The 21,201-nt window shown below is 62.6% G+C and carries 21 protein-coding genes; 11 read left to right on the top strand and 10 right to left on the bottom strand.

The window, feature by feature from the left end; translation table 11 throughout:
* Positions 1–34: 34 nt before the first annotated feature.
* Together HS968_RS00640 and HS968_RS00635 are read right to left on the bottom strand one after the other, a co-directional pair.
* Positions 35–1,129 (bottom strand): polyamine ABC transporter substrate-binding protein, encoded by a 1,095-nt coding sequence (locus tag HS968_RS00640; RefSeq protein ID WP_182369676.1) that lies wholly within the window; start codon positions 1,127–1,129, stop codon positions 35–37.
* Positions 1,130–1,196: 67 nt separating this feature from the next.
* Positions 1,197–2,225: a histone deacetylase family protein gene (locus tag HS968_RS00635; protein WP_182369674.1), complete on the bottom strand. Its 1,029-nt coding sequence runs from the start codon at positions 2,223–2,225 to the stop codon at positions 1,197–1,199.
* Between the two features lie 212 nt (positions 2,226–2,437).
* Here HS968_RS00635 and HS968_RS00630 point away from each other — a divergent pair, with 212 nt between their 5' ends.
* The 5 genes from HS968_RS00630 to HS968_RS00610 are packed head-to-tail and all read left to right on the top strand — an operon-like array spanning position 2,438 to position 6,976.
* Positions 2,438–2,707: a PepSY domain-containing protein gene (locus HS968_RS00630; protein ID WP_143501125.1), complete on the top strand. Its 270-nt coding sequence runs from the start codon at positions 2,438–2,440 to the stop codon at positions 2,705–2,707.
* A gap of 53 nt (positions 2,708–2,760) precedes the next feature.
* Entirely contained in the window at positions 2,761–3,063 is a 303-nt protein-coding gene (locus HS968_RS00625) for a PepSY domain-containing protein (RefSeq protein ID WP_182369672.1), read from the top strand.
* 10 nt (positions 3,064–3,073) lie between these two features.
* Entirely contained in the window at positions 3,074–4,354 is a 1,281-nt protein-coding gene (locus HS968_RS00620) for a sialidase family protein (protein ID WP_182369670.1), read from the top strand.
* Complete coding sequence (locus HS968_RS00615) at positions 4,347–4,946, top strand: hypothetical protein (protein ID WP_182369668.1); 600 nt, start codon at positions 4,347–4,349, stop codon at positions 4,944–4,946. Before HS968_RS00620 ends, HS968_RS00615 begins: the two co-directional genes overlap by 8 nt.
* Positions 4,943–6,976 carry an LTA synthase family protein gene (locus HS968_RS00610; RefSeq protein WP_182369666.1) on the top strand — a complete coding sequence of 678 codons (2,034 nt, stop codon included), beginning with the start codon at positions 4,943–4,945 and terminating at the stop codon, positions 6,974–6,976. The genes HS968_RS00615 and HS968_RS00610 overlap by 4 nt, the downstream gene beginning before the upstream one ends.
* Positions 6,977–7,255: 279 nt before the next feature.
* Here HS968_RS00610 and HS968_RS00605 read toward each other — a convergent pair whose 3' ends face one another.
* From HS968_RS00605 to adhP, 3 genes are all read right to left on the bottom strand, one after another.
* Positions 7,256–8,248: an AraC family transcriptional regulator gene (locus HS968_RS00605; protein WP_182369664.1), complete on the bottom strand. Its 993-nt coding sequence runs from the start codon at positions 8,246–8,248 to the stop codon at positions 7,256–7,258.
* Positions 8,249–8,328: 80 nt separating this feature from the next.
* Positions 8,329–9,123, bottom strand: a complete 795-nt coding sequence (locus tag HS968_RS00600; protein ID WP_182369662.1) for a hypothetical protein — start codon at positions 9,121–9,123, stop codon at positions 8,329–8,331.
* A gap of 130 nt (positions 9,124–9,253) precedes the next feature.
* Positions 9,254–10,276: an alcohol dehydrogenase AdhP gene (gene adhP, locus HS968_RS00595; RefSeq protein ID WP_182369660.1), complete on the bottom strand. Its 1,023-nt coding sequence runs from the start codon at positions 10,274–10,276 to the stop codon at positions 9,254–9,256.
* Between the two features lie 276 nt (positions 10,277–10,552).
* Here adhP and purE point away from each other — a divergent pair, with 276 nt between their 5' ends.
* The 6 genes from purE to HS968_RS00565 all read left to right on the top strand — a co-directional run bounded on the left by purE (position 10,553) and on the right by HS968_RS00565 (position 14,513).
* A complete protein-coding gene (purE, locus tag HS968_RS00590; protein ID WP_003242109.1) occupies positions 10,553–11,044 on the top strand; it encodes a 5-(carboxyamino)imidazole ribonucleotide mutase in 492 nt (163 codons plus the stop codon).
* Between the two features lie 146 nt (positions 11,045–11,190).
* Positions 11,191–12,276, top strand: a complete 1,086-nt coding sequence (locus tag HS968_RS00585; RefSeq protein WP_182369658.1) for a 5-(carboxyamino)imidazole ribonucleotide synthase — start codon at positions 11,191–11,193, stop codon at positions 12,274–12,276.
* Positions 12,277–12,331: 55 nt separating this feature from the next.
* Complete coding sequence (locus tag HS968_RS00580; RefSeq protein WP_182369657.1) at positions 12,332–13,099, top strand: substrate-binding periplasmic protein; 768 nt, start codon at positions 12,332–12,334, stop codon at positions 13,097–13,099.
* Between the two features lie 63 nt (positions 13,100–13,162).
* Positions 13,163–13,408: a GlsB/YeaQ/YmgE family stress response membrane protein gene (locus HS968_RS00575; RefSeq protein WP_106737843.1), complete on the top strand. Its 246-nt coding sequence runs from the start codon at positions 13,163–13,165 to the stop codon at positions 13,406–13,408.
* A gap of 73 nt (positions 13,409–13,481) precedes the next feature.
* Positions 13,482–14,015, top strand: coding sequence for a DUF3299 domain-containing protein (locus HS968_RS00570; RefSeq protein WP_182371556.1), 534 nt, complete (start codon positions 13,482–13,484; stop codon positions 14,013–14,015).
* Between the two features lie 30 nt (positions 14,016–14,045).
* Positions 14,046–14,513 (top strand): FAD/FMN-containing dehydrogenase, encoded by a 468-nt coding sequence (locus HS968_RS00565; protein WP_182369655.1) that lies wholly within the window; start codon positions 14,046–14,048, stop codon positions 14,511–14,513.
* A gap of 45 nt (positions 14,514–14,558) precedes the next feature.
* Here the strand turns inward: HS968_RS00565 and HS968_RS00560 are convergent, their stop codons facing one another.
* The 5 genes from HS968_RS00560 to tssI all read right to left on the bottom strand — a co-directional run bounded on the left by HS968_RS00560 (position 14,559) and on the right by tssI (position 21,168).
* Entirely contained in the window at positions 14,559–17,156 is a 2,598-nt protein-coding gene (locus HS968_RS00560) for a T6SS phospholipase effector Tle1-like catalytic domain-containing protein (protein WP_182369653.1), read from the bottom strand.
* Entirely contained in the window at positions 17,141–17,602 is a 462-nt protein-coding gene (locus tag HS968_RS00555; RefSeq protein WP_238338983.1) for a DUF3304 domain-containing protein, read from the bottom strand. The genes HS968_RS00560 and HS968_RS00555 overlap by 16 nt, the downstream gene beginning before the upstream one ends.
* 80 nt (positions 17,603–17,682) lie before the next feature.
* On the bottom strand, positions 17,683–18,201 hold the full coding sequence (locus HS968_RS00550; protein WP_182371555.1) for a DUF3304 domain-containing protein: 519 nt from the start codon (positions 18,199–18,201) through the stop codon (positions 17,683–17,685).
* Positions 18,198–19,016 carry a DUF4123 domain-containing protein gene (locus tag HS968_RS00545; protein WP_182369649.1) on the bottom strand — a complete coding sequence of 273 codons (819 nt, stop codon included), beginning with the start codon at positions 19,014–19,016 and terminating at the stop codon, positions 18,198–18,200. The genes HS968_RS00550 and HS968_RS00545 overlap by 4 nt, the downstream gene beginning before the upstream one ends.
* Positions 19,017–19,032: 16 nt before the next feature.
* Positions 19,033–21,168: a type VI secretion system Vgr family protein gene (gene tssI, locus HS968_RS00540; protein WP_182369647.1), complete on the bottom strand. Its 2,136-nt coding sequence runs from the start codon at positions 21,166–21,168 to the stop codon at positions 19,033–19,035.
* Between the last annotated feature and the right edge of the window lie 33 nt (positions 21,169–21,201).

The raw sequence follows: 21,201 nt of genomic DNA, 5'->3' as shown, positions 1-21,201 counted from the left end.
GCAAAATTCTAAGGTCGAGTCAAATCACAGAGCCTTACTTGCCCGACTTGATCGAAGTCCACGCCCGCGTGCGCACCCGCTCGATCTTCTGCGGCAGCGGCTGCACCACGTACAACGACTTCTGCAGCTCCGGCGTCGGCGTCAGGTCGTGGTCGTCGGCGATATCCTTGCCCACCAGTTGCATGCCCGGCACGTTGGGGTTGGGGTAGCCGAGGAAGTCGCTGATCGGCGCGATCACCTTGGGTTCGAGCAGGTGGTTGATGAAGGCATGGGCTTCGTCGACGTTCTGCGCGCTCTTGGGGATAGCCCAGGTGTCGAACCAGATCGGCGCACCTTCCTTGGGCAGACGCCAGTTGATCTTCACGCCGTTGCCGGCTTCCTTGGCGCGGTTGGCGAACTGGTAGAAGCTGCCCGAATAGCCGATGGCCACGCAGATGTCACCGTTGGCGATATCGGTCATGTATTTGGCGGAGTGGAAGTAGGCCACGTACGGACGCACTTTCAGCAGCAGCTCGGTGACCTTGTCATAGTCGGCCGGATTGGCGCTGTTGGGGTCGAGACCCAGGTAGTGCAGGGCGATGGGGATGATCTCGGTGGGCGAGTCGAGCATGGCCACGCCGCAGGATTTCAGCTTTTCCATGTACTCGGGCTTGAACACCAGATCCCAGCTGTTGACCGGCGCATCGTCGCCGAGCGCGGCCTTGACCTTGTCCGGGTTGTAGCCGATCAGCACCGTGCCGTACATGTAAGGCACGCCGTACTGGTTGCCCGGGTCGTTCTTCTCCAGCAGTTTGAGCAGCACCGGGTCGAGGTTCTTCCAGTTGGGGATCTTCGACTTGTCCAGCTTGGCGAAGACGCCGGCCTTGATCTGGGTTTCGAGGAACTGGTTGGAGGGGATCACCAGGTCATAGCCGGAGTTGCCGGTGAGCAGCTTGGCTTCCAGCGCCTCGTTGGTCTCGAAGGTGTCCCAGGTGATCTGGATGCCGGACTCCTTCTGGAAGTCCTTGGGTACCGACGGCAGGATATAGTCCGCCCAGTTGTAAACGCGCAGTTCCTTGGCCTGCACCGCGCCGCTAAGCAAGGTGGCGCCGCACAGGGCGGCGCCAAGCATCTGTTTGATGGCTTTCATCGTTTCTCACCCCTGAAGTGTCATTGCTCTTGTTTGGCAGTTTCCTGATCACTGAAGAAGGCGCCTCTCAGGCGCCCTCGAACCCTTCCAGTACGTTGACCGCGTTGACGCCGATGGCCTCCACCGCGTAGCCGCCTTCCATGATGAACAGCGTCGGCAGGCCCAGCGCGGCGATGCGTCGGCCCATGGCCAGATAGTCCGGGCTGTCGAGCTTGAACTGCGAGATCGGGTCTTCCATGTAGGTGTCCACGCCCAGCGACACCACCACAACCTCAGCGCCGTACTCGGCGATGCGCTGGCAGGCCTGCTCCAGCGCCGCGCTCCAGGTCTCCCAGGAGCTGCCCATGGGCAACGGGTAATTGAAGTTGTAACCCTCGCCGGCGCCCTCACCCAGTTCATCGGCATAACCGAGGAAGAACGGGAACTCTTCGGCCGGGTCGCCATGGATGGAGGCGAACAGCACGTCGCTGCGCTGGTAGAAGATGTCCTGGGTGCCGTTGCCGTGGTGGTAGTCGACATCGAGGATGGCAACTTTCTTGCGGCCCTGATCGAGGAAGGCCTGGGCGGCGATGGCGGCGTTGTTCAGGTAGCAGTAACCGCCCATCACATCGCCGGCTGCATGGTGGCCTGGCGGACGGCACAGGGCGAAGGCACTGTGGGCGCCATTGGCGATCTCCTGCTGGGCGCTGAGCGCCACCTGCGCGGCGCTGTAGGCGGCCTGCCAGGTACCGGCGGTGATCGGCGCGCCACCATCGAAACTGTAGTAGCCAAGCTGACCATGCAGGTCATTGGGGATCATCCGCCGCAGGGTGCGCGCCGGCCAGGTGAACGGCAGCAGGTCGCCCTTGCCGCCCTGCTCCTGCCAGCGCGCCCAGGCACTCTTGAAGAACTCCAGGTAAGCCTTGCTGTGAATGCGCTCGATGGGCGCCAGGCCAAAGTCCTTGGGTGCGCGAACCTCGCCGAGCTGGCGATTGTTCACGCGGGCGAGGATGTGGTCGGCGCGTTGCGGCTTCTCGAAGCAGGGCATCAGTTGCCCGTCGATCAGCTCGCATTTGCCGTGGTGCAGGTGGTGGTCGTCGCTGTAGTAGGTGAGCATGCAAAGCGCTCCAGGCTCGTTGTTGTGCCTGCATTGTTCGCTCGCCTCGCCTTGCGGGAGAACGCTGGCAACGGCCAAAAGGGGATCGAAATGGCCAAATTGCGCTGCCACCCGGATGCTCGCCGGCAAGATGTAACGAGGTATGAGCCTTAAGTTTTCGTTAAGCCAGCGCGCCGAAGGTGGCGGCTCCGAATCCCATCAGGAGTCTCACCATGCGTCGTCTACTGCTCGTTTCCGCCCTGCTGGCCTGCGCCGCGCCGGCCTTCGCCAAGACCGAGTGCACCACGGCCGACCGTTCCACCTGGCAAGACCCCGACCAGTTCCAGGCCAAACTGGTGGCCGATGGCTACAAGATCAACAAATTCAAGGTCACCGACGGCAACTGCTACGAGATCTACGGCTTCGACAAGGAAGGCCGCAAGGTCGAGATCTACCACGACCCGGTCAGCGGCAAGGCCGTGAAAACCGAGATCGACGACTGATCGCAGCCCGGCGCTGGCCCTGGTGGCCGGCGCCTCGTGACGAGAGCCCCGCCATGCCCCTTTTAGCCCGCACTGTACTGGGCGGCCTGCTGTTGCTCGGCGCCACGCCGCTGCTGGCCGACACCGATTGTGCACGCCCCGACCGCAGCGCCTGGATGCCCGAGTCGCAGTTCCGCGAGCAGATGAAGCGCCAGGGCGTGCAGATCACCAAGTTCCGTATCACCCCCGGCCACTGCTACGAGATCTATGGCTTCGACCGTGACGGTCGCAAGCTGGAGGTCTACTACGACCCGGTCGACGCCCGCCCGGTAGAAGAAGTCGCCAGCTCGTACCTGGCGCCTCCCAGCCATCCCTGAACCCGCGACCATGACCTCGACCTTCAAGACCTGCGCCCTGCTGCTGGGCGCAGCCACGGTGTTCGCCTGCGCCTGGCTCGGCGCCACGCCCCATGTGCTGACGCCTTTCGCCAGCCAGCCGGCGGCGCCCGCAGCCGACGCGATACCGGCCCTGGCCGCGCACTTCGCCTCCTCCGATCTGGAGGATTTCGTTCACTCCGCCTCCATCACCGGCCTGCCCGGCGGCGATCTGATGGCGGCCTGGTTCGCCGGCAGCCGCGAAGGCGCCGCCGATGTGCAGATCCGCGCCGCACGCTTCGATGCCGCCAGCGGCCAATGGAGCGCCGAGCGCGTGCTGGCCAGCCGCGAGTCGACCCAGCGCGCGGTCGGCAAACACATCCGCAAGCTGGGCAACCCGGTGATCAGCCTGGCGCCGGACAATCGCCTGTGGCTGTTCTACGTCTCGGTGTCGCTCGGCGGCTGGGCTGGCAGCGCGGTCAACGCCATGGTGTCCGACGACCTTGGGGAAACCTGGTCGGTACCACGCCAGCTGGTCACCAGCCCCTTTCTCAATATCAGCACCCTGGTACGCGCCGCGCCGGTATTCCACACCGACGGCAGCATCGGCCTGCCGGTGTACCACGAGTTTCTCGGCAAGTTTCCCGAGTACCTGCACCTGAGCGCGAACGGCGAGGTGCTGGGCAAGTACCGCATCGGCAAGGGCCGCTACTCCCTGCAACCGACCGTGGTGGCGCTGGACGAGCGCCGCGCCGTGGCACTGCTGCGCTATGCCGGCGAAGCGCATCACCGCGTGCTGGCCAGCTACAGCGAAGACGCCGGGCGTAGCTGGAGCCGGCCAGAGCCGGTGGAGCCGAGCAACCCCAACTCATCACTGGCGGCAGTCGGTCGCCCCGATGGCAGCCTGCTGGTGGCGATGAATGACCTGGAGGACGGCCGCTTCCGCCTGACGCTCTATGCCACCGACGCCAAGCTGGGCAACTGGCGCACCCTCGGCGAGCTGGACGAGACGCCCAACCCCTGGGGCGAGCCAATTCCACGCGATGAATTCCCCGCCGTGGTCAGCGCGAAATACCGCGCCAGCGGCGGCAGGCCCGAGCAGCAGGCGCGCTTTCTCGAACAGGTAACGGCGCGCATGTGCAGCGCCGAAGGCTGCACCTTCGACTACGAGTATCCCTACTTCACCCGCGACCGCGAGGGCACCTACCACCTCGTCTATTCGTGGAACGACATGTTCATCAAGCACCTGGCCTTCAACGAGGCCTGGTTATCGGAGCGCCGCCCGCATGACTGACTTCTGGCTGCCGCACCTGGCCTTTGCCCTGCTGGTTTTCCTGATCCTCACACGACTGACGCGCAATACGACACAACGCGGCATCCTGCTGGCGGGCTGCCTGCTGCTCAGCCTGGTGCCAGTGCAGGGCATCAGCCTGGCGCTGCAGCTGCGCACCTATATCGGCGACCTGTCGGTGGCCAGCCTGGCGCTGCTTGGCTGGGCGACCCTGAGCCGCTTTGGCTTTACGCCTGCCGCCGCCCATGATCGCCTGGCCAGCCTCGCGCTGTTCGCCGGCCTGGCCGTGCTGCTCTACCCGGCGGCGCTGGGCCTGAGTTATGCCGACCCCTACCAACTGGGCTTCGAACCGCGGCCGATGCTAATGGTGCTGGGCCTGCTATGCGCGGTGCTGATCATCCAGCGCAGCTGGCTCGGCGCCCTGGCGCTGGTACTGGCGACCCTGGCCTTCGCCCTGCGCCTGGGCGCATCGGAAAACTACTGGGACTACCTGATCGACCCCTACCTGGCCCTCTATAGCCTCGGCGCCCTGCTGATCGCAGGCGGACGCTGGCTGCTGATTAGACTCTCGACTCGAACAAGGAACCTCGCATGAGCTGGCTGAAATCCCGCCGCCTGCATTACCTGGCAGGCCTGACAGCGCTGCTGTTCATGCTCTTCGCCGCCCTGCGCGGGCTGTTTCTGCTGGGCTTCTCCGCCGTCGACAGCATCAGCGAACCGGACGTACTGCGCACCCTCGGCATCGGCCTGCGCTTCGACCTGCGCCTGGCGCTGTTGCTGATGTTGCCGGTGGGCATCCTGATGGCGCTGCCCAAGCTGCGCCTGGCGCGTTTTCGCGCCGTGCGCTGGCTGCTGCGTGGCTATCTGGTGTTGGCTGTGGCAGCGCTGGGCCTGCTGTACATCATCGACTTCGGCCACTACGCCTACCTGGGCGTGCGCCTCAACGCCACGGTGTTGCGCTTTGCCGGCGATGCGCAGATCTCCGCCGGCATGCTCTGGCAGACCTACCCAGTGCTGTGGATAACCCTGGCCTGGCTGGCCGGCGTCGCGCTGTGGGCCTGGGCGCTGCTGCGACTGGAGCGCGCCACTCTGGATCGCCCCGCCAGCGGCAAGGTCGGCGTGCTGCCGGCTCTTGGCGGCGCGGTGGTGGTTGGCGTGCTGGTGTTCTTCGGCCTGCTCGGCCGCGCCAGCGCGCTGAATCTGGAAAACCCGGTGCCACTGCGCTGGAGCGATGCCTTCTACAGCGGCAACAGCCAGATCGGCGCGCTCGGCCTCAACCCGGCGCTGTTTCTCTTCGACACCCTCAAGCTCGAACCCGCCGCCTTCGACGAGACGGCCACGCGCGAACACTACGAGGTGGTGGCCGATTACCTGGGCATCAGCGAACGTGATGCCCAGGGGCTGAACTTCTTCCGTCATCAGCCGGTTCAGGCGCATCGCATCCAGGCCGGGCGCCAGCCCAACGTGGTTTTCGTCATGCTCGAATCCCTCGGCACCAGCGCCGTCGGCGCCTACGGCAACCCGCTGAACCCGACGCCGAATCTGGATCGTCTGGCCCAGCAAAGCTGGTTCTTCCGCCACTTCTACGTGCCGGTGACCGGCACCGCCAAAACGGTGTGGGCGAGCATCACTGGCATCCCCGACGTCTCGCGCCAGGAGACCGCCACGCGCAACCCGCTGATAGCCCGTCAGCGCACGCTGATCAATGCGCTCGACGGCTATGAGAAGTTCTACATGATCGGCGGCAACGCCGGCTGGGCCAACATCAATGCGCTGATCCGCCAGAGCATCGACGGCGTGAAGCTCTACGAGGAGCGTCACTGGCAGTCGCCACAGGTGGACGTGTGGGGCATCTCCGATCTGGATTTCTTCAAGGAAAGCACGCGCATCCTCGGCGTCCTGCCCAAGGACAAGCCGTTCTTCGCCTACCTGCAGACCTCCGGCAACCACCGCCCTTTCACCATCCCCAGGGACAACGACGGCTTCGAGCCACTCGACCTGCCGCTGGAACAGGTGCAGCAGGCCGGCTCGCGCAGCGTCGAGCAGTACAACGCGGTGCGTCTGCTGGACTTCAATATCGGTCGCCTGATGGAGCTGGCCAAGGAACAGGGCTTCTACGACGACACCATTTTCGTCTTCTTCGGCGACCACAACACCCGCATCAGCCAGATCCCGCACATGGCGCCGGCCTTCGAGCAACTGGGGCTGGAGAGCAACAACGTGCCGCTGCTGATCCACGCACCGAAATGGCTGGCGCCGCGCGAGTTCGACGCAGCAGTGGGTCTGGCCGACCTGCTGCCGACCGTGGCCGGGCTGGTGGGCGTGCCCTTCGACAACGGCGGTCTCGGTCGCGACCTGCAACTGCCCGCCCCGGAAGGCGAGCGCGTGGTGCCGCTGGTGCTGCAGGAAGGCACCTTCCCGGTGATCGGTGCGGTGACCCGTGATTTCCTCGTGCAGATGCAACACGACGGCAGCTCACCGACCCTGCACGACCTGCGCTCGCCGACCCCGCGTGACAATGTGGCCGAGCAGCACCCGCAAGAGTTCCAGCGACTGCTGGCGCTGGGCCGTGGCTTGCATGAAGCCGCGCGGTTGCAGATGTATCGCAACGTGCAGGAGGAATGAGCACACATGTGGGAGGCGCTTCAGCGGCGAGCCTTTATCGCGGCTGAAGCCGCTCCAACGGTGATCGCCCGTAGCCCGTATGCAATCCGGGAAAAAAGTACCGGATGCGCTGCAGGTGTACCGCAACGTACAAGCAGAGAAATGAGCCCGACCTGTAGGAGGCGCTTTAGCGGCGAGCTTTTATCGCGGCTGAAGCCCTCCCACGGGAAGTGTGAACGGCCACTCCTGTAGAAGCGGCTGGGCGGCATTCCGCTTCAGCCGCGCATGCCATCGCTCGTCTCAGGCGCGAAAGCGACTCGGCGGCACGCCGCTCCAGCGCTGGAAGGCATGACGGAAGCTGGCGGTTTCGCTGAAGCCGAGCACTTCGGCGATGCGGTACACCGGCCATTGCTCGTCGCTGAGCAGCGCCTTAGCGCGCTCGAAGCGCAACTCGTCAAGCAGCCCCTGGTAGCTGGTGCCCAGCTCCTGCAGGTGGCGGCGCAGGGTGCGCGGCGAGCAGTGCATCTGCTGCGCCAGGTTCTCCAGTCCCGGCGGCTCGGCCAACTGTGCGGCGAGCAACTGGCGCACCCGTTCCAGCCAGGCCTGGCGGCTGCTGAACTCAGCGTTCAGCCGCCGGCAGCGCTCCACCATGTCGCCGTGGGTGACGCTGTCGGCCAGCGGCAAGCGGCGCTCCAGCAATGCGGCAGGAAAGGCGAAGGCATTACGTTGCGCCTCGAAGCGCAACGGGCAGGGAAAACTCTTTGCATAGCGCTTCATATAGCGCGGCTGGGCATAGGTGAACTCGGCCCCCTCCAGCGGCATCGGCTGGCGCAGCAGCTCGTCGCCGATCAGCTTCAGCGAAGCCAGGCACATCTCCACGTTGAACACTTCCAGCGCCTCGGTATCGCGGTAGCCGCTGGCGCAGATCCAGGCCAGTTCGCCTTCCACCTGCATATCGAGACGAAAATAGGTGCCGAGCAGCGCCGGGTATTGCAACAGCAGGCGCCAGGCGTCACCAAAGGTGGCAGCCGAGAGTGCGGCGTAACCCAACAGCCCATAGGAGGAAACATGCAGACTGCGCCCCAACTCCAGCCCCATGTCGGCACGCAGGGCCAGGGCATTGGCACAGACTTGCAGCTCCTGCACCCGGGTGATGCGCGCGTCGGCATTGTCCAGATCAGCCGCACCAATACCGCTCCCGGCCAGCAATTGCGGGCGCAGCTCGGGCTGGTCGGCGAAGCGTTGCAGGATCAGGGAAACCACGTGCAGGGTGGTCAGCGAGGCGTGCAGCATGATGCGTTCCGTGTGCGCAGGTGGGCAAAGGAACGCAAGAAACATGCCGCGAGTGGCGGGCCGTGGCCCGCCACCGAGGGTCAGCGATTGCGCAGAATGGCGTTGATGAAATCGCCCTGGTTGGCTTCATCCGGATGGGTGGTGAACAGCAACTGGCCGTCTTTCTCGTTCAGTTTCAGGCCATCGCCGAAGCGGCAGTCGACACCCTTGAGAGTCTTGGCGTCGGCCTTGTAGCGATCATCCTTGCCGCACAGGTAGGCCATCTGGTTGACCACCTCGCCGCAGTAGCTCGGCACGCTGAGACCGATCAGCTGTTCGTCGCTGATGGCGCTCCAGTCCACCTTGGTCGTCAGCGGAGCGCCACACGCCTTGCTGGCTTCGCCGTCCATCTCCTGCAGGCTGGCGCTGTAGTCCGCCACGCGCTTCTTGCGATCGAAGGCGGCGAGACGTGCTTGCAGGCCGTCTTTCTCCTGCTTCTGATACACCGCCAGGAGGTCGCCTGACTTGAGTGCCGCGGTCTTCTGCTCGTTGTAGCTGAGCTCGAAGCCCTGAGTATTCGGCAGGTTGAGCTGGTAGCTCTCGCCACTCCAGGCGCGGCGCTTGTTCAGCAGGTTGTAGTCGCGACCATCGAGGCGAATGCCGTAGTCGCGCTGCTCGTTGCCCAGCTCGCGGACGTCGGTAAGAAATACCACCTCATCGAGCGGGTGATTGATGCCACGCACCTGCACCAGAGCCTGCTTGCCATCGGCGGATGGTGCCAGCGCCAGGCTGACGCCCTGACCGGCATCGAATACCTGCGGATGCTTGGCCAACTCCAGCGCAGCCACTTGCAGAGAAAACAGGGAGAGGGCGAATAACGAAACGTACTGTTTCATGACGAGACGTCCTTGTACGGATGAAGGGCGCGCAGTATAGACCGCAGCCTGAGCTGCGGTCTGTGAGGCGCTCTACACCACATGCTGTAGGAAAACAGCCAAGGCCAACAGGCTGTTGAAAAACAGCGCGCTAGAACTGCAGCACCACCCGTCCCTCGATCTGTCCGCCGCGCATCTGGTCGAAGATGCCATTGATATTGTCGAGCGTGTCGCTGTGCACCGTGGCCTTGACCAGGCCCTCGCCGGCAAAGTCCAGCGCCTCCTGCAGATCGGCGCGGGTGCCGACGATGGAGCCGGTGATGCTGATGGCCTTGAGCACCACGTCGAAGATCGGCGTGGGGAAGTCGCCTGGCGGCAAACCGACCAGCGCCACCGTGCCATGTCGACGCGCCATGCCGATGGCCTGGCCGAAGGCAGTATTGGACACGGCGGTAACCAGTACGCCGTGAGCGCCGCCAATATCGCGTTGCACCACCTCGGCCGGGCTCTCCTTGCGCGCGTTGATGGTCAGGCTGGCGCCGAGCTTGCGTGCCAGCTCCAGCTTGGCGTCGTCGACGTCTACCGCGACCACGTGCAGGCCCATGGCACGGGCGTACTGCACGGCGACATGGCCGAGGCCACCGATACCGGAGATCGCCACCCACTGACCGGGGCGCGCCTTGGTCTCCTTGAGCCCCTTGTACACCGTCACGCCAGCGCAAAGAATCGGTGCAATTTCCAGGAAATCGACGCTCTTCGGCAGGATACCCACGTAGTTGGGGTCGGCCAGCACATACTCGGCATAGCCGCCGTTGATCGAGTAGCCGGTGTTCTGCTGGCTCTCGCAGAGGGTTTCCCAGCCGGTCAGGCAGTGCTCGCAGCAACCGCAGGCGGTGTACAACCAGGGCACCCCGACACGATCACCCTCCTTCACCCGGGTCACGCCACTGCCGACCGCCGCGACATAACCCACGCCTTCGTGGCCCGGAATGAACGGCAAGCTCGGTTTCACCGGCCAGTCGCCCTCGGCGGCGTGCAAGTCGGTGTGGCAGACGCCCGAGGCTTCGATCTTCACCAGGATCTGCCCGGGGCCAGGCAGCGGAGTCTTCACCTCCTCGATACGCAGGGGTTCGCCAAAGGCGTGGACGACTGCGGCTTTCATGGTCTGGTTCATGCGCTGTTGCTCCTCCATGCGAGTGTTTGACCAGTGTGCGCGCGCAGCCCACACCGGCATTGCTCCAGAGCAAGGTTTAGGCGGTTTTCCCCCGCTGCCATACCTTGTATGACAAACGGTCGTCGCCACTGCCCGCCAGCAGTGGCTTTGCGTTATACTCCGCGGCCTTCGGCCGGCAGCACCCGGCCAACGAATCATGACAAGCCACGCTGGCCCGCCCGCGTGGCTTGTTGGTTTTTGACGCGCCGCGAGGCGCCCAAGAGAAGAGGCACGACGATGAGCGCACTGGTTGGCGTGATCATGGGCTCCAAGTCCGATTGGTCCACCCTTAGCCACACCGCCGAGATGCTGGACAAGCTGGGCATTCCCCACGAGGTCAAGGTGGTCTCCGCCCACCGCACCCCGGATCTGCTGTTCCAGTACGCCGAAGAGGCAGAAGCACGCGGCATTCAGGTGATCATCGCCGGTGCCGGCGGCGCCGCCCACCTGCCGGGCATGTGCGCAGCCAAGACCCACCTGCCGGTGCTCGGCGTACCGGTGCAGTCGTCCATGCTCTCGGGCGTCGACTCGCTGCTGTCGATCGTGCAGATGCCGGCCGGTATCCCGGTCGCCACCCTGGCCATCGGCAAGGCCGGCGCGGTCAACGCCGCCCTGCTGGCCGCCAGCATCCTCGGTCACCAACACCCGCAGTTCCACGCGGCGCTGAAGCAGTTCCGCCAGGAACAGACCGATACCGTGCTGAGCAACCCGGATCCGCGCGAGGCCTGAAGCCCATTCCATCAGGGGCTGCGACACGGCGCATTTGAACGCTGTGCGCTGCTCGGAATGCTCATTTACCGGCGTAAACTCCGCTTCCTGCGCTGCGGGCAACGTTCAACTGCTTGGTTCGCCACCTGCTGAAAAGGGGCTTTGTTATGAAAATCGGTGTAATCGGTGGCGGCCAGCTGGGCCGCATGATGGCGCTGGCGGGCACCCCGCTGGGCATGAACTTCGCCTTCCTCGATCCGGCGCCGGATGCCTGCGCCCAGGCCCTCGGCGAGCATATCCGCGCTGACTACGGCGACCAGGATCACCTGCGCCAGCTGGCCGACGAAGTCGACCTGGTCACCTTCGAGTTCGAGAGCGTGCCGGCGGAAACCGTGGCCTTCCTCTCGCAGTTCGTGCCGGTCTACCCGAACGCGGAAGCACTGCGCATCGCCCGTGACCGTTGGTTCGAGAAATCCATGTTCCGCGAGCTGGGTATTCCTACTCCCGAGTTCGCCGACATCCAGTCGCAGGCCGACCTGGACGCTGCGGTGGCCAGCATCGGCCTGCCAGCGGTGATGAAGACCCGTACCCTGGGCTATGACGGCAAGGGCCAGAAGGTACTGCGCAAGCCGGAAGACGTCACCGGCGCCTTCGCCGAGCTGGGCAGCGTGCCGTGCATCCTCGAAGGCTTCGTGCCCTTCACCGGCGAAGTGTCACTGATCGCCGTGCGTGCACGCGATGGCGAAACCCGCTTCTATCCGCTGGTGCACAACACCCATGACAGCGGCATCCTCGCCCTGTCCATCGCCAGCACCGAGCACCCGTTGCAAGCGCTGGCCGAAGACTATGTCGGCCGTGTGCTGGACAAGCTCGATTACGTCGGCGTGCTGGCCTTCGAATTCTTCGAAGTCGACGGCGGCCTCAAGGCCAACGAGATCGCCCCGCGTGTGCATAACTCCGGGCACTGGACCATCGAAGGCGCCGAGTGCAGCCAGTTCGAGAACCACCTTCGCGCCGTTGCCGGTCTGCCGCTGGGCTCCACCGCCAAGCTGGGCGAAAGCGCCATGCTCAACTTCATCGGTGAAGTACCGCCGGTGGCTGCGGTGATCAGCATCGCCGATTGCCATCTGCACCACTACGGCAAGGCCTTCAAGGCCGGACGCAAGGTGGGTCACGCCACCGTACGCAGCGCCGATCGGGCTGGCCTCGACACAGCTATCGCAGCAGTCCAGGCGCTGATCGCCAAGGGCTGATACGGCGATTTGCAGCTAAGCTCTTGGACGACGGTGGTCGTCCAAGAGCCCCCTCATGAAACGCCTGCTTGCGTTACTGCCTCTGCTCTTCAGCCTGACCTGCGCCAGCGCCGAAGACGTGCTGCGGGTGGACTTTCGCGAGCGCCCTCCCGAGATGCGCGCCGTCGATGGCATTCCCAGCGGCCCACTGATCAGCGTGCTGGAAACCGCCGCACAGCGCCTTGGCATACGCCTGCATTGGCGCCTGACGCCCTTCCTGCGCAGCCTCGACGACCTGCGCTCCGGTCGAGTCGACCTGGTGCCACGGGTACTGCTCACCGAACAGCGCCGCGAGTACATCCACTTCCTACCCAGCATCGGCAACCAGCAGTTGAACGTGCGCTTCATCGTCCACCCAGGGTATGAAGTCGAACTGAGTCGCTACGGCGATCTCTATACGCTGGCCGTAGGCGTCAAACGCGGCACCGCCTATTTCGAACCCTTCGACAGCGATGTCCTGCTGCAACGGGCCTACGCCAGCGACGACGCACAGCTGGCGGCGATGTTTCGTGCAGGCCGCCTAGACGCCATCGCCGTGCTCGACGTCATGCCGATGGAAGCGCAATTCGCCGCACTGGGTTTCACGGGATTCACTTATGGCCACTACGTGCATCGCCAGGTTCTGGGCAATCACTTTGGCGCATCACTCAAGCGCTACCGAAGTGATCGTCGTGCGCTCTACGACAGCCTGGCCGCGGAACTCGAGCGCATGCGCGCGCAAGGAGAAATCGCGCTGATCTACCATCGCTATGGCGTTCCGCCACCGGATGAAGCGAACCGATAGCCATCACAACCTGTCTCAAGCAAAGCCTGCCGCATACGCGGCACTCAACAAGGAGATACGCCAATGGGCATTATCGGCACCATTTTCATCGGCCTGATCGTTGGCCTCATCGCACGCTTCCTCAAACCGGGTGATGACAGCATGGGCTGGATCATGACCATCCTGCTCGGTATCGGGGGCTCCATCGCGGCCACTTACGGTGGCCAGGCCCTGGGCATCTACGAAGCCGGACAAGCTGCCGGTTTCATCGGCGCAGTGATCGGCGCCATCGTTCTGCTGGTAATCTACGGCGCGATCAAGAAGGACTAGATATCCTTCGTCGGGAGCCGGCATGCCAACCATGCCGGCTCCCGATTCCCGCTGCCACGAGACGTCCTACACCATGCGCCACCTGCTGCTCGCCTTGCTGCTGCTCTCCGGTCTGGCTCGCGCCGAACTGCCGGAAACCGACTGGCTCGACCTGATGCCCCCCGAAGACCGCAAGGCTCTCGAGGAAATGCCCGACATCAGCCATGACACCCCCGAAGGCGACAGCACCTTCTACAGCGAAGGCGGCCTGCGCCAACAGGACAAGGATCTGCCCGCGGTGATGTACTCCGCCAAGACCGTCGCCGCACTCGACGGCAAGGCCATCCGCCTGGGTGGCTACCCGGTACCGCTGGAAAGCGACGAGAAAGGCAATAGCACCCTGTTCTTCCTGGTGCCCTATCCGGGCGCCTGCATCCACGTACCGCCACCGCCACCCAACCAACTGGTACTGGTGCGCTACCCGAAAGGTATCCCGCTCGACGACATCTACGCCCCGCTGTGGGTCAGCGGCGAGCTGAAGGTGGAACAGGTCAGCAACGACCTGGCCGACGCCGCCTACGCCATGGATGCCGGCGAAGTGCGTCTGGTGACCGACGAAGACCTCTAATCCCCTGCTATCCCTGCTAGGAGTTCCAGCATGAAAGCTGCTGCCCTGCTGTTGCTGTGCCTGCTGTCCACCGCTGCACTGGCCGTGGAGCCCGGCGAACGCCTGGCGCCCTGGACACTGCTGGATCAGTTCGACGCGCCCTACACCCTGAACGATCAGACCCGAATCCTCCTGGTCGCCCACGACATGGACGGCGCCAAACTGGTCAACGCTGCACTGGAAGACAAGCCCAAGGGTTATCTGGACGAGCGCCAGGCAGTCTTCCTCGCCGACATCAGCCGCATGCCCAGCGTCATCGCCACCCTCTTCGCCCTACCGAAGATGCGCGACTACAACTACCGCATCCTCCTCGACCGCGACGCCCGAATCGCTCCGCGCTATCAGGCTGGTGAAAGCGAGGTGCTGTGGTTGCAGTTGGAGGATGGGAAGTTGGTGCAGCAGAAAGTGTTCAAGGAGGCGGGGGCGTTGAAGAGTGCTCTAGAGGCAGTAGAGCCGTAAGCAGGAAAGGGCAGCAGCGCAGGTATGCGCCGCTGCCCTTTGCTTCTAGCCAGTGAACTCCTTGGCCATGCCTTTAGCCTGATCCAGCCAACCGGGAGGTTGCAGTCCAGGCGTGGGGGCACCCTTATCCATCATGTCCATCGCCTGCCCCAACAAGCCGCCCATATCGCCCGAATCATTGGCCGCCTTGACCGCCTTCACCGCCTCAGCAGCTTTGAAGACGGCTTGCAGCTCTGGCGTAGTAGCGGTTTGTTCGGTGAGAGGTACGGGCAAAGGCATAGCGTTGAGCATGGCCACCACGTCACCAGGCTTTTGAGTAAAGGCTCGTACGGCTTCCATGCCCTGCATCATCGGCAGTGCAATACCGGTTAAAGGATCGAATGCGCTGATTTCCGGTAAAGTCGGTAATCCTGGCCTGCCCGTCAGCACAGGCGTCGCCAACGAGGGCAGGAAAAGGCCGAGCAAATAGCGCGGATTACGCTTCTTGATTGAGAGCCCGATACTAGCCAAGGCGATACCCATTCCAACCACGCGGCCCGCATTGGCCAGTACCGACAGGCTCTTGTTCGACTCATTGTCGAAATGCACCAGGCGATAGCGGAAGTAATCGGTGAAAAGCTCGCGCTCGCCCAAAAAAGAAGAGTTCATGAACCAGGCCCGCGAATCGTGCACGTGATCATCGAAAAGCGCGACCAAATCCTGCTGCCCACTCGCGATGACGCCCGGCCCGGCGAACAGCTGGCCATGGCGCTGCGTTCCATTCTGGTAAAGCTCGGCATACTCCTGGGCTTCGTCTTCTTCGTTAATCAGGTAGACAGTGCCGCCAAGTAATAGATTAAGTATTCCACCCCATTCGAAAGTATCCTCAAGAACTCCCCAATTACGGTCGTAATCACGCTTAAACTCAGCGGCGGCACGGCGCAGTTGCCGGTGATCTAACGCTGGTTCGAATGTCTTGCTGGTATTGATGCGCGCATAAACCTCGCTTCCGCCAACCAACTCGAGATCCGCCTCGCGTTGTTGCTGCTCTTTCGCACTGAGCACAGGCGGTTCCTTACCCTGCGCCGCTGCAGCGTTTTCCGCCAGCTTGTGGGCATGCAGGCGCTTCAGAGCATCCCACTCCTCATCGCTCATGTCCTGATCTTTTACATGGCTGTAAAAGCCCTGCTTGTCGATGCCGCCGGCATAACGATCGATACGCCAGGCCGTGATCAGCGCCTGTTCTCGCTCGATCACATCCTCAAGGGGCTCGGGCTTGGCCTGTTTCTGCCAGGCATTGAAGCGGGCAACGAGTTGTGGAGTAAAGTCGAACTCCTCAAGAGTCGACTCCCCCATTTTTCGCCAGCTCTCATTTTCATCAAGAAGCTGTTCTGGTACTTGCAATGGCGCGCCCGCAGCAAAGGCCGAACGGTACATATGGTGCAGGGGAATCTGTGACAGCAGCTCTCCTTGGCCACCACGAGCCTTGCCTTGATCGCCTGGCGGATATCCACCACCCACATCGGTGTGCATACCCGGATAGACGTATTCCCAGGTGTCCTTGCGATAGGTGGAAGGGCGTGAGTCATCACGCGTCCCGTCGGCTGTTTTTTCGCGGCGTCGAATGGAGTCCAGTGGAAAGCTGGCGCGCTGTTCATGAGCGGAAACCAGATGTACGCAGCGCTTGAGAAAGAGGCAATCTTCAGGCAGCCCAGTTGGCATGCAGGCTTGCACCTGGCTTTCGTCCGGCAGGCGCATGGTGCCGCTGGCCCAATCCATATGACCGGCAGCGAAAGGCACACTGTCAGCCAGGCCCACGGCGGCCACGGTATCGAACAGGCCGAGGAACTCGATGGAAATGGGTAGCCCGGCGAAACGGTATTCGCTAGTCTCGCCGTTTTGCTGCCGCGTCAGCTCCATCAACCAGTTGGTGAAAGCGCGGGCCTGAGCGGCCCCACGGGAAAAGCCGTAGACATAGAGGCGCAAGGCAAGGATTTCCGGTTTTTCACCATTGTTTCGCCGCTGCTCCAGCAGACTGGCTAGCTCATCCTCGTAGGGCTGCAGCGCTGCCTTGCGCTTGCGGGCGCCATTTTCCAGTATTCCTCCGCTCAATACGGAGGCAGTCCAGTTAGTGCCCATGGCCTCGACCAAGGCTTGGGTCTTATCAAGTAACAATGGTTTTTGCGTCAGTGTAGTTTGTAAAGCATCGATTATCCGAGTAAGCCCCCAATTGATGCGGTCTTCACCACCACTCGCGCCGATCAGACCAGTCTGGCTGGGCAGATACTCTTTGATTTCCTCGAAAACAGTGCCCACGCCAGGACTGTAGTATCGAAAAAAACCTTTTTCCGTTTTCTCGATACTGGCGTGGTACAGGCGCGCCACATTGCTCGCGCATATCGGATCAGCGATGGAGTCCGAAGGCTCATGATTATTGGTGCCATCAAAATAAAGGCTGATATGCAGGGTCTTGCAGCAAGGTTCGGGTACATCTTCACCCTGTTTTGCCGCGGCGCTTATTGCTCGGCTCCAGACTTTTTTCTCGTCTTTTTCCTGCCCACGAATATTAACGAGAACTTCCCATGAGTTTATTGGTAGGCCCGTGCGTTCGAAAGGACGTGCAATTAGCACACTGGCAGGCGGTGGGCTCAAGGTTTGGGACATTCCGTATCCTCCATCTTGCGTGGAAAGTTATAGGGGTAGCTAGGGTGGCTAGGTAGTACGCCAGCGGCTGTCACTCTGACTTGGTCGCATGGAAGAAAGTGCACTTTAAGAGGGCCAGGACGGTCATACTGGGGTATAGCCACAACGACCCGGTGATGGGTGTAATTAGCTGCGTGTTTCTTATATGCCTCTCGCCATCCATCCGTGCCATGAGGTGGCCATCCAACAGAGGCGCCTGGATTAGGATCCTTCTCCCACTCCACAATGGCTCTAAGCCCTGGTCGCCAATGGCGCGGCACAGAGCCACAACAAACCTGTCCGCCCCCGCCACCATAAGGGCCTAGGTTAGGGCCTCCAGCGCCGTTGACAGTGAAACGGTTGATGGCAGCGGACGTATGGTTATAGCCCTCCACAGGAGCACCGAGCATCTCGGACTCCTTGGCCATGCAACCGCTGGCCAGTAACAGCACCAGTGATAAACCCGCGAATGGGGATCGGCCTATCAGATTGCGAGCTAACCAAGAGCTCAAAGAGTGGGACATTCCGTATCCTCCATCTTGCGGGGAAAGTTATAGGGGTAGCCGGTGACCCCAAAAAAAATATTGTCCGCCGAAACTCTCACCTGATCGCAGGGCAAAAAGTGCACCTTTAATGTTCCAGCTTCTTGGTATTTAGGTATCTCCACCACTACCCGGTGACGAGTGTAATGACTGCGATGTTCGTCCATGCGTTTGTTCCAAGCATCCGAATATGGTCGCTCCGGCCAACTACCGTATCCGCGAGGACTAGGATCCTTCTCCCACTCCACAATGGCTCTAAGCCCTGGTCGCCAATGACGCGGCACAGAGCCACAACAAACCTGTCCGCCCCCGCCACCATAAGGCCCTAGATTAGGGCCTCCAGCACCATTGATAGTGAAACGGTTGATGGCTGCGGACGTGTGGTTATAGCCCTCGACAGGCGCACCAAGCATCTCGGAGTCCTTGGCCATACAGCCACTCAGCAATAGAACCACCAGAAGGCAGGCCAAGGCCCTGTGAGTCATACCCATACCTCAGCAGTCTCTTCAGGCGGCGCAACAGGCGAGTTCTTGGCCAACCAGCTACGGATGAAGGTGTCTCGCTGGTCAAAGTCATACAGCCCCTCGCGGTTTGCCGCCAACTGCCCATGCATCAGATGACGCATCAAGGGTTCCTGCTGGGCCATGCCGTAGTCCTGTGGTTGCACCCCCCAACTGCGCCGATAGTCCTCGGCAGCGCTCCAGGCCAGCAGGCTGGACATCTGTGCTCTCGTCAGCCGCAAGACCGGTAGCGGTGAAGGTAATTCCGCTGAACGCATAAAATTGCCAGGCAAACTACGTTGCTGCCGATCACGATCCCGCCAGTGCCAGGTGATTACCGGGGCGTGGAACCATATCTGTTGTGGATCCAGCGCTTCACTGGTGGGCACCAGCATGCGTGGGTCATAGAAACGCAGCAGGCCACTGCTCCGGCCATCGTTCCACTCGACCTGGGTGCAGTGGCGCAAGTGGCTAGCAAGCAGAGCAAAAGGCCAAGGACTGAGCAACGCCAGAAGATGCTGGTGCGCATTCTTGCTGGCGAGCAATTCGTCGAGCCAGGGCTGTTGTTCGAGTTGGTCGAGGCCCACACGGATCAACAGAGGCCCCTTGGCTGCGATGGTCTCTTCTGGCGTGCCTTCCAGAAGCATTGCAATTTCCGGGGACTGCTCAAGTTCATCGAGGCGTGAAAGCAGCGGATAGTGCAGGTTGCTGGCATCGACCAGCAGATCGAAATACTGCAAGCGTTCTTGCTCCGCATGCTCGCGGAGCAGATTCAGCCAGATATGAGTCAAGGATTTCATAGCGTTCCGGTACCTCTCAACGTGCGACTAGCACTTGGGCTTTGCTTTGCGCACGGAGCAGGCATTCTTCACATACCGCTTGCTGCGGCTTGTCCACGCAGTTGCTGACTACTTGCTCCAGTACATCACCCGCCTTGTCACTATCCGCCGCGCCCGGCAGCACGGGCGGCTTGATGCCGATGCCCGAGCCCTTGCCCGGTGAGCCGCCAGCGTTGAGGCGGGCCAACGGGCCGCTGATGGTGATGCCGCCGGGGTCGAGTTTGATAAAGCTGCCGCCGGCCTTGATGGTCAGTTCGATGCCGGCTTCGATGACCATTTTTTGGCCGGTTTTCAGGTGGATCTCGCGGCCGGCCTTGGTCAGTTGTGCGGTGCCGAGTTTGATGTGTTGGTCGGTGGCCACCGTCAGGTGATCCTGCGGTTTGACTTCGACCTTGCGGTCGGCGGTGACGGTGAGGTGTTCCTCGGCCATCAGCTCGGTGTAGCTGTTCTTCTCCACGGTGTCGTGGCGCTCGTTGCCGACACGGATCTTCTGGTCGTGCTCGATGTTCTCGTCCCAGTCGCGCTGGGCATGGATGTAGATCTGCTCGGCTCCCTTGCGATCCTCGATGCGCAGTTCGTTGTAGCCGCCACCGCCGGGGCTGCTGAGGGTTTTGAACACGCTGCGGGTCTTGTTCGCCGGCAGCTCGTAGGGCACCACGTGTTCGGCGTGGTACAGGCAGCCGGTGACCAGGGGCTGGTCGGGGTCGCCTTCGAGGAAGGTGACCAGCACTTCCATGCCGATACGCGGGATGGTGATGGCGCCGTAGCGGTCACCGGCCCAGCTGGAGCTGACGCGTAACCAGCAACTGGTTTTTTCATCCGCCTGGCCCTCGCGATCCCAGAAGAACTGCACCTTCACCCGGCCGTATTGGTCGCAATGGATCTCTTCGCCAGCCGGGCCGGTGACTACGGCGCTCTGGCTGCCGAGGATGCGCGGTTTCGGGTGGGCCAGGGATGGGCGATAGGGCACGTCCCAGGGAGTTGCGAGGAAGCGGTTGCGGTAACCCTGGCGGAAATCATCGTCGACGCTGGCGTCCGCCTGGCCGGTGACGCTACTTAGCAGGGCGGAGAGCCCCTTGCCCAGCACCGAATCACTGGTGACCGACTCTTCCAGCACCTGCGGTTGCTTGCCTTCGTGCAGCACTTCGGTGAGCAGCCAGAGGTCGTTCCAGTCGCTGCGCGGGTGCTCGGAAATCTCCAGCAGATGCCCGGTGACCAGACGCGGCTGGTCACTCTGACCGTCGAGCTGACGATAGTCGGCGCGGTGACGCTCCAGAGCACGTTTGGCCAGGTGCTTGCCGCGCGTGCGGTCGGTGTAGCGGCCAGGGTAGTCGTAGTCTTCCAGATCGGGCAGACCGTCGTTCTCACCGGCCTGCTCGCCCTGGTAAGCCGCCTCCAGCAGCAGGCGCGGCTGCTCGAAGTCGTAGTCGCGGCGGGTGGTGCGGCGGGTGCGGGTTTCCAGGCGCAGGGCCAGGCGCTTGATCACCGGGTCATCGGCGGTCATGCCGCTGTCCTGGATATAGGGAGTGGGCTGGCCGAGCTTGGCGAAGGCGGTCTGGTCGTCGCCGAACATCAATACGTGGCCGCTTTCGCTGTGCTGGAAGTGGTAGTGGATGCCTTCTTCTTCGCACAAACGCTGGACGAAGTGCAGGTCGCTCTCATCGTACTGCACGCAGTAGTCGCGCTCGGGGTAGACGGTGGGGCCGAGCTGGAACTGGTAGCCACCTTCGACGATGCCGTGCTCTTCGAGCACCTGAGCGACGATCTGCGGCACGGTGAGATGCTGGAAGATGCGCTGGTTGGTGCGGTGCGCCAGGTACGCCAGCTGCGGCACGATGGCCAAGCGGTAGCGGGTCAGGCGCTTGCCGGACTCGCCCTGTTCGACGCGATGGATCAGCCCATGGATACCGTCGCCATTGGGGCTGAAGGCGAGGAAGGCACGCTGGTGCAACAGGCTCGTCAAGTCGAGATCCGGACGTTCGCTGATCAGCTCGACGTCGAAGCGGTAGGGCTGGCTGATGGCCTCGCGGCCGTTGAACTCGAGCACCTGCAGGTCATGCTCGACGCCCTCGATGCTCAGGCTGAAATGGGTTTCATTGGCCGGGTTGAACATATGCGTATCCTTTCGAAAGAGTCCTTTTCAACA

It is taken from the genome of Pseudomonas berkeleyensis (assembly GCF_014109765.1).
Taxonomy (GTDB): Bacteria; Pseudomonadota; Gammaproteobacteria; order Pseudomonadales; family Pseudomonadaceae; genus Aquipseudomonas; species Aquipseudomonas berkeleyensis.
Note: the sequence above shows the minus strand (reverse complement) of the source record. Positions and strands in the feature narration are given on the sequence as shown.